The organism is Streptomyces sp. SID3212, assembly GCF_009865405.1.
Taxonomy (GTDB): domain Bacteria; phylum Actinomycetota; class Actinomycetes; order Streptomycetales; family Streptomycetaceae; genus Streptomyces.
Genome location: NZ_WWJY01001104.1, coordinates 1 through 8150 on the forward strand (window position 1 = coordinate 1; position 8150 = coordinate 8150).

The 8150-nt window shown below is 71.1% G+C and carries 11 protein-coding genes; 3 read left to right on the plus strand and 8 right to left on the minus strand.

The features are described from left to right. Positions 1 to 404: acyl carrier protein (locus tag GT042_RS32680; protein WP_161308220.1), on the plus strand; the 404-nt coding region annotated here is incomplete at its 5' end. A gap of 79 nt (positions 405 to 483) precedes the next feature. Here GT042_RS32680 and GT042_RS32685 read toward each other — a convergent pair. The 5 genes from GT042_RS32685 to GT042_RS32700 all read right to left on the minus strand — a co-directional run bounded on the left by GT042_RS32685 (position 484) and on the right by GT042_RS32700 (position 2807). After that, positions 484 to 1266 (minus strand): alpha/beta fold hydrolase, encoded by a 783-nt coding sequence (locus GT042_RS32685; protein ID WP_161308221.1) that lies wholly within the window; start codon positions 1264 to 1266, stop codon positions 484 to 486. A gap of 56 nt (positions 1267 to 1322) precedes the next feature. Continuing rightward, positions 1323 to 1811 (minus strand): hypothetical protein, encoded by a 489-nt coding sequence (locus GT042_RS32690; RefSeq protein ID WP_237530623.1) that lies wholly within the window; start codon positions 1809 to 1811, stop codon positions 1323 to 1325. 19 nt (positions 1812 to 1830) lie between these two features. Then, complete coding sequence (locus GT042_RS32695; RefSeq protein WP_161308223.1) at positions 1831 to 2076, minus strand: hypothetical protein; 246 nt, start codon at positions 2074 to 2076, stop codon at positions 1831 to 1833. A gap of 123 nt (positions 2077 to 2199) precedes the next feature. Next, positions 2200 to 2535, minus strand: a complete 336-nt coding sequence (locus tag GT042_RS38445) for a hypothetical protein (protein WP_202532556.1) — start codon at positions 2533 to 2535, stop codon at positions 2200 to 2202. Then, on the minus strand, positions 2526 to 2807 hold the full coding sequence (locus tag GT042_RS32700; protein WP_161308224.1) for a hypothetical protein: 282 nt from the start codon (positions 2805 to 2807) through the stop codon (positions 2526 to 2528). Before GT042_RS32700 ends, GT042_RS38445 begins: the two co-directional genes overlap by 10 nt. 209 nt (positions 2808 to 3016) lie before the next feature. Between GT042_RS32700 and GT042_RS32705 the strand changes: the two genes are divergently transcribed. After that, entirely contained in the window at positions 3017 to 3505 is a 489-nt protein-coding gene (locus GT042_RS32705; protein ID WP_161308225.1) for a carbonic anhydrase, read from the plus strand. Here the strand turns inward: GT042_RS32705 and GT042_RS32710 are convergent. The 3 genes from GT042_RS32710 to GT042_RS32720 form a co-directional block, all read right to left on the minus strand. Continuing rightward, positions 3489 to 4577 (minus strand): HoxN/HupN/NixA family nickel/cobalt transporter, encoded by a 1089-nt coding sequence (locus GT042_RS32710; protein WP_161312313.1) that lies wholly within the window; start codon positions 4575 to 4577, stop codon positions 3489 to 3491. The genes GT042_RS32705 and GT042_RS32710 overlap by 17 nt on opposite strands. A gap of 223 nt (positions 4578 to 4800) precedes the next feature. Continuing rightward, the gene (locus tag GT042_RS32715) at positions 4801 to 5010 is read right to left on the minus strand and encodes a CDGSH iron-sulfur domain-containing protein (RefSeq protein ID WP_161312310.1); all 210 of its coding nucleotides are present in this window, start codon (positions 5008 to 5010) and stop codon (positions 4801 to 4803) included. Positions 5011 to 5012: 2 nt separating this feature from the next. After that, positions 5013 to 6020, minus strand: a complete 1008-nt coding sequence (locus GT042_RS32720) for an iron-containing redox enzyme family protein (protein ID WP_161312311.1) — start codon at positions 6018 to 6020, stop codon at positions 5013 to 5015. Positions 6021 to 6248: 228 nt separating this feature from the next. Here GT042_RS32720 and nhaA point away from each other — a divergent pair, with 228 nt between their 5' ends. Next, positions 6249 to 8084: a Na+/H+ antiporter NhaA gene (gene nhaA / locus GT042_RS32725; RefSeq protein WP_345944010.1), complete on the plus strand. Its 1836-nt coding sequence runs from the start codon at positions 6249 to 6251 to the stop codon at positions 8082 to 8084. The last annotated feature ends 66 nt before the right edge of the window (positions 8085 to 8150 follow it).

Consider the following 8150-nt stretch of genomic DNA (forward strand, 5'->3'; position numbering starts at 1 on the left):
CGGGCGGCGGGCGGCGGGTCTCCCTGCCGGCGTACCCCTTCGCGGGCGAGAGCTTCGGTGCCTTCGACCTCACCTCCCGCGCCGTCCGCGACGAGCGGCCGGAACAGCCGGAGGAAGCGGCCGAGTCCGGCGCCGGCCTGGAGCAGGCCGTCCGCGCGCTGCTCGCCGAGGCCCTGGGCCTGGAGGACGCGGACGACCCGGAGATGACGTACTTCGCGGCCGGCGGCGACTCCCTGACCGCCGTCCACCTGGTGGGGTGCCTGCGCGACGACTTCGACATCGACGTCCCCATCACGCTGTTCCTGGAGCAGCTGACCCTGCACGAGATGGCCCGCCGGATCGCGGTGGCCCGCGACGGGGACGACTCGCTCGACGCGCTGCTGTCGGAGTTCGAAGCGGAGTAGGTCCCGCTCGACGGCACAAGGGCCTGGGGCCGAATCCCGGAAGGGATTCGGCCCCAGGCCCTTTGCGGCGGCGTCAGCCTCAGACGCCGCCCGTGCCCGTACGACTGGCGGTACGGCCCGGACGCCCCGCCGCCCCCGCCACGGACGCGGCGACCAGATCCGCCACGTACGGCAGATGGTCGCCCAGGAAGAAGTGCCCGCCGGGCAGCACATGCCGCTCGAACGGGCCCTCGGTCTCGCGCTCCCAGGCCAGGACGCGCTCGACGTCCACCCGGGGGTCGGCGTCCCCGGTCAGCGCGGTGACCGGGCAGCCCAGCGGAGGCCCCGGGCGGTGCGTGTGGGCGAAGAGCATGGCGTAGTCGGCGCGCAGCGGCGGCAGTGCCAGTTCGAGGATGTCCGGGTTGCTGAGCAACTCGTCCTCGGTGCCGGACAGCAGCCGCATCTCCCCGATCAGGTCCTCGTCGCTCGGCGGGTTCGGCAGCCGTGGCCGCTGCGCCAGGGAGGGAGCCTCACGCCCCGAGACGAACAGCGCCACCGGCCCCCGCCCCTCCCGTTCGAGCCGGCGCGCGGTCTCGAACGCGAGGATCGCGCCCATGCTGTGGCCGAACAGCACCAACGGCCGGTCCCCGCTCGCGGGGAGTCCGGCCACGACGGCGTCCACCACTTCGCCGAGCCGTTGCGTGAACGGCTCGGCGAAGCGGTCGTGCCGTCCGGGGTACTGCACGACCAGTGTCTCCGCCGTCCCCCCGACCGCGATCGACAGCGGCAGATAGGCGCCCGCCGAGCCCCCCGCGTGCGGGAAGCACAGCAACCGCGCGCCGGCGTCGGGGGCCGGGCGGAAACACCGTGTCCAGTTGTCCACAACATCCCTTCTCTCGTTCGGGGTCGGTCCCGGACCGGTCCGGTCACCGGGCCCGCTCACCTCCCCGCTGCGACCCAGCTTTCCAGCTGTTCGCGGGTGGTGGCGGGGTCCGCGACAAGAACGGTGAGTTCGTCGTCGCGGGAGTTGAGGGTGGAAATGGCCGGGCAGCGGTGGCAGGCCTCGACTCCGGTCTGGTTCCACCACTTGCAGTGCGGTCGGAGGTGGCACCGTGGCACGGCGCTCGCGCCGGTCCCGGCCGGCACGGTCTTGATGCGCTCGATCAGACCGCAGGCCTCACCGACCCGGTTCGCGCAGTCCGACACGCAGTGCGAGGCGAACCGGAGCACCCGGCTGGGCGCGATTCCCTCCGGGATGCTGCCGAGTACGTCGGCCGCCGGTACGGGTTCCGCCAGGTAGACGACCTGATCGCCGTCCCCGGAACGGACGCCGAGGACAACGCTCTCCGGGCGGCTCGCATCGCCGCTCGGACACCAGGCGACGGGGGTCTCCCGCACGTCCTGAGCACGGTCCGCTGAGCTGTCCACGGTGCTCACCTCCATTTCGTCAGCAGAAAAGGGCGCGGGTGGTGCTCGCGGTGACTTCGGAGATCATCCCGACGACGATGACGCCACCGGTGTCCCCCTTCTCCTGCTCGGTGGCGACCGCCTGCGCGATGCTCGCCGCGAGTTGCTCCTGCGACGTGATGCGCTCGGGACGCGGGGCCGCGGCGGCGGAGGCGGTGCCGCCCGCCGTCACGAGCCCGGTCACGAGCGCCACGGCCGCCGCTGCCGTACGAAGGTTGTTGTTCATTCGTCTCCTCCATGAAGTCGGGTGACACGTACTGGAGTTGACGCTAGAACCCGGGAACGCCCCCAATCGGCAGTTGCGGCGGCACCTTCGCACGGGGGCGCTGCCTCATCGCCCGGCGCACGCTCAGCGGGCGGGGCCTCCCGTGCACTCCGGGTCGGCCACGATCACCTGGTGGGCCGGGATGATCTCGATCTCCTTGTTGTCGTCGTCCTGGTTCTGGAAGGACCGGGTGGTCGTGTAGGCGCGCCGCCCCTCGCCGACGCACTTGGTGGCGAGGTTCCCGAAGCCGTCGGGGAAGTTGAACACCTCCGCGGCCGAGTCCTCGCCCGCGCGCCCGCTCACCGGCGCGTCCGCCTTGCCGCGCTCCTCGTAGTGCTCCCGGGAACAGCCCGCCGTCACCGCGAGGAGCGCGCAGAGGGCGACGGCGGCCGAGGCCCGTCCCGCCGGGCTCAGCCGCACGAACTGTCCTTGACTATCTGGACGTTGGACGGGCCGGTGGCGTTGGTGGTGACGTACGCGCGGTTCCCGTGGCCGACACACTTGGTGGCCAGGTTCCCGAACCCGTCGGGGAAGTTGAACACCTCCGCGGCGGAGTTGTCGCCCTGCTTCCCCTGCACGGGCGCGTCCCCCTTGCCGCGCTCGTCGTCGTATTCCTTCGAGCACCCGGACAGCGCGAGGAGCGCCGTCGTGGCCAGGACCAGACCTGTGATCGTTCTGACGTTCCGTCGCATGAGCTCTCCCCGTTCTCGAACCGTGGACCATGGTGGCGACCGGAGCACGGGCACGGTCAAGGGAGTTGAGCGACCTCAGAGGTTCGGTGTCGGACATGTCCCGATTGTTGACATCGTGTTGCATTCCTGTGGCCGGGCAGAACGTCGCCTTCTGTGGCGAATTCCGGCGCCCTATCGTGACGGTTCCGGCAAGAGGAAGCAGGACAGACGTGACCGTCACCGACGAGTACCTGGCCAACAACGAGTCCTACGCCGCTGCCTTCAGCGGACCGCTCTCCCTCCCCCCGTCCCGCCGGCTCGCGGTGGTCGCCTGCATGGACGCCCGCATCGACGTGTACCGCGTCCTCGGCCTGAAGGAGGGTGAGGCCCACGTCATCCGCAACGCCGGCGGCGTGGTCACCGACGACGTCATCCGCTCCCTGACGATCAGTCAGCGGCTGCTGGGCACCACGGACATCCTCCTCATCCACCACACCGACTGCGGCATGGTCACCTTCACGGACGACGCCTTCAAGCGGCAGATCGAGGAGGACACCCACATCCGTCCGTCGTGGGCCCCGGAGGCGTTCCCGGACGAGGAGAACGACGTACAGCAGTCGGTGCGCCGGATCAGGGCAAGCCCGTTCGTGCCCCACAAGGGGAACATCCGCGGGTTCGTCTTCGACGTGGCCGGCGGAAAGCTCAGGGAAGTGGTGTGACGTTCTTCTCTCCGCGGCCGTCGTGCGGTCCGGCCGTCCATTTCTCCTCGATACGGCCGAATTTCCACACCGCCATCGCGAGGAGCCAGGTGGCGAAGAAGAGCCCGACGATCACAAGGCCGACGATGTTGAGGTCCAGTCCGCCCACCCAGTCCCAGAAGGCGCCGTGCAGCCCCAGCTTCTCGGCGAGCAGGCCGAGCAGTTCCACCGTTCCGATGATGAGCGCGACGGCGACCGACAGGCCGGTGATGGTGAGGTTGTAGTAGACCTTGCGGACCGGCTCGGCGAAGGCCCAGCCGTACGCGACGTTCATGAACGAGCCGTCGATGGTGTCCAGCAGGGACATCCCGGCGGCGAAGAGCACCGGCAGGCAGAGGATCGCGTACCACGGCAGCCCGGAGGCGGCGCCGGAGCCGGCCAGCACCAGCAGCGCGATCTCCGTGGCGGTGTCGAACCCCAGGCCGAACAGCAGCCCCAGGGGATACATCTGCCACGGCTTGGTGATCGACTTCATCACCCGCCCGAGGAGCCGGTTCATCAGCCCCCGGTTGTCCAGCTGCTCCTCCAGCGCCGCCTCGTCGAAGTGCCCGGACCGCATCTTCCGGAAGACCCGCCAGATCCCCACCAGGATCAGGATGTTGATCCCGGCGATGAGGTAGAGGAAGACCCCGGAGACCGTCGTCCCGACGAGGCCGGCGGTGTCGTGCAGCTGGCTGCTGTCGTCGCTGACCGGCCCGGCGAGGGCCTTGACACCGAGGGACAGCAGGAAGGCCAGGACGAAGACCACACTGGAATGACCGAGAGAGAACCAGAAACCCACCGACAGCGGACGCTTGTCCTCGTTCATCAGCTTGCGGGTCGTGTTGTCGATGGCCGCGATGTGATCGGCGTCGAAGGCGTGCCGCATGCCCAGGGTGTACGCGGTCACGCCGATGCCGACGCCGAACGACTTCGTCCCGACACTGTGGTGTTCGGGGGCCACGATCGCCACCAGCGTGAACCAGCCGATCACGTGCAGCGCCAGGACGAACGCACCCATCCCGCCGAGCCGCGTCCACTCCTCACGGGTCATCGAGGCACGCAGCCGCTGCCACCGCGATCCCGTGGCGGGCCGCGGCGGGGTGGAGGTGGTCGTCATGGGGCTGCTTCCCTCGGTCCGTGTACGCCCCATCCACCCAATGGCCCATGGACCGCAACTGCAACAAAGTCGCAGTAAAGCCGGGAGTCGCGGGAGAGCCCGGAGCCGCGGTGGAGCCTGGAGCCGCAGTGGAGCCGGTGGTGGACGCCGGACGGGATCAGCCGCGGGTACGTCTCCGATGACTGGTGTCGCACCACGGGAAGCGCCGGCTGCGCCGGCAGGTGCACAGCGCGACCCGGAACCGGTCCGAGGTGGCGGTCGTGCCGTCGTCCAGTTCCACCGTCACCGGTCCGTCGACCAGCGTGGGCCCTTCGCGCTGCACCCGGAGCCGGACGGGCTCCGGCTCCCCGGCGGGATCGCGCGCCACGGTCACCGCCTCTCACCCGGGCCGGGACGCAACGACGTGTCGCCCGCCCGCCAGCACCCGAGGAGACGCTCCCCGAGACGGTTCTCCAGGTACGTCGTCGCGTCGATCCCGAAGGCGACGTCCGGCGCGAGGTGCGGTTCCTCCTCCAGCAGCCCCCCGACCACCTCGTGCCGCATGACCTGCTCGTGCACGGCGTCCGCCTCCACGTGCTCGGTGTGGAAGAACTCCGCCGCCGGACCCGCCCCCGTCCGCTTCATCGCCAGCGCCAGGCGCCTGGAACCGGGCGACGACGTGATCTCGACGCTCGCGTAGTGCCCCACCAGCGCGCCCCGCCACTCCCGGTGCAGCCCCAGCAGGGACATCAGATTGACCGTGGCCAGCATCTCCGCGCACGTGGCGTCGAGATGGCGGCCGTACGCCGGATCCAGGTCCAGGTCGGTCATCAGCTCCGCGAACAGCCGCGCGTGCACCCGCTCCGCCCGGCCCGCGCCGAACTCGTCGAACTCCACCGCCGCCATGCCGGCCTTCGCCCGGCCCCACAGCCTCGGCAGCACCCAGGCGTGCGGATCGGCCTCCTTGAGGTGGTAGAGCGAGCGGTGGACCGCGTACTCCCGTACGTGCCACAGCTCGCCGTCGTCCTGGAGGAACAGCGACACGCTCGTCCCCCCGTCCCGCACCGGCTCGACCAGCAGCTCCGCCATCGCCTCGGCGGGGTCGTCGTGCCGGGAGGCGTCCCGGCGCAGGGCGCCCAGGAACCGCTCCTCCAGGCCGGCCCGCGCCGCCAGCAGGGCCGGGTCCCATTCGAGGGAGGCGTCCACCCCCGCGAAGCCCCGGTAGTGCAGTTCGTAACAGACGTACAGCGCCAGCTGGAGGTCGTCCCCGTACGGATCCGCCGTGCGCGCGTCCGCACGGCCGGGCGGCGGCGCCCCGTCGCGCAGGAAGCCGATCACCGCCGCGGACAGCTCACCGCGCGCGGCCGGCAGCGCGGGACCGTGTGTGTCGATTGCCATGACACACCTCTACCCGCTGACCTCCGCGGACTGACCGGAAAAACGTTATTTGCTGCGTTTTGACCCAGCCGCCGGACCGCCGGACGGGAATGAGCCACCCCTCGCACGAGTTTCACGCCGTGCGGTCCGTGGCGCAGCCACGCGCCGACCGCACCGGGAGGAGAGAATCGCGACGTGACGGAAGCTACACCGGAGTCCGGCTACGCGGGGCGGACGGAGTGCGCCGAGGTGCGCACCCCCTGGAGGACGTTCCTGCGCACCGAGACGGGCAGCGCCGCCGTCCTCCTGGCGGCCGTGATCGCCGCCCTGACCTGGGCGAACATCAGTCTGTCGTCGTACGAGACCTTCTGGCACAACGGCCTGTCCGTGCGAATCGGCTCCTACGGCCTGTCGATGGACCTGCGCGAGTGGATCAACAGCGGGCTGATGACGATCTTCTTCTTCGTCGTCGGCCTGGAGGCACGCCGCGAGTTCGACACGGGCGAGCTGCGCGAGAGGCGCCGCGTCGCGCTGCCCTTCGTCGCCGGGATCAGCGGCATGGCACTCCCGGTCGCGATCTATCTCGCCATCAACGCCGGGGACGGCAGTGTGCACGGCTGGGGCGCCGCGATGTCCACGGACACCGCGTTCGCCCTCGGCATGCTCGCCCTGCTCGGCAAACGCCTGCCCGGCGGCCTGCGCGCCTTCATCCTCTCCGTCGCGGTCGTCGACGACTTCGTGGCGCTGGCCGTCATCGCGGTCGCCTACAGCGAGAACGTCGACATGGCCGCCGTCCTCGCCGCCGTCGGCCTGCTGGTCGTCATCGTGGTGCTGCGCGGGGTCGGCCTGCGGCGCGGCGCGGTGTACGCGGTCCTCGCCGTGGGCGTATGGATCGCCCTCCTCGAATCGGGGGTCGACCCGGTGGTCACCGGCCTCGCGATGGGGCTGCTCACCTTCGCCTACCCGGCGTCCCGCTCCGACCTGGAGCGCGCGAGCGGCCTCTTCCGCCGCTTCCGCGAACAGCCCACCCCGGAGCTGGAGCGGTCGGCGCGGATCGGGCTGGCCTCGGCGGTGTCGCCGAACGAGCGGCTCCAGCGCATGTACCACCCGTGGAGCAGCTATGTGATCGTGCCGCTGTTCGCGCTCGCCAACGCCGGCATCCGGATCACCCCCCACGAGCTGTCCCAGGCCTTCACCTCACCCATCACCCTCGGGATCCTGGTCGGCTTCGTGGTCGGCAAACCGGTCGCCATCCTGACCGCCTCCTACCTGGCCACCCGCCTCAGCGGCGGGAAACTGCGGCCCCCGGTGGGCTGGGGCGCGACAGCGGCCGGCGGCACCATCGCCGGGGCGGGCTTCACCGTGTCGCTCCTCATCGCGACCCTGGCCTTCCACGGCGACCAGCTGGAGGAGGCCAAGATCGGCACCCTCTCCGCCCTGATCTGCGCCTTCCTCGTGGCCTGGGCGGTGACCGCCGTCATCGGCCTGCTGCCCCGGCACCGCCGCAACCGGGCCCTCCTCGGCACGTCCGAACAGATCGTCGACCTCGCCGTCCCCGTCGATCCCGACCGCGACAAGGTGCGCGGCCCCAGGCACGCGCCGGTCACGGTGGTCGAGTACGGCGACTTCGAGTGCCCGTACTGCGGCCGGGCGGAGCCGGTGATCCGCGACCTGCTCGCCGACTTCGGGGACGTACGGTACGTCTGGCGGCACCTGCCCCTGACCGACGTCCACCCGCAGGCCCAGCTCGCCGCCGAGGCGTCCGAGGCGGCGGCCGAGCAGGGCGCCTTCTGGGAGATGCACGACGTGCTGCTCGCCCACCAGGAGGCGCTGCGCCCGCAGGACCTGCACCGGTACGCGGAGGAGCTGGGCCTGGACGTCGAGCGCTTCCGCAAGCACCTGCGCAAGCACACGGGCGCCTCGCGGGTCGGCGAGGACGTGGATTCGGCGGACCTCAGCGAGGTGTCGGGGACGCCCACGTTCTTCATCAACGGGCGGCGCCACCGGGGCGCGTACGACATCGGGCATCTCTCGGCGGCGGTACGGGCGGCCCGGCAGCGCGCCGCGCTGGCGCCGGAGGACTGAACCCGGGGAGCCGGCGTCCGGCCCGGGGGCGGACCCCGGGTCAGACCCGCCGGCCCCCGGCCGCGT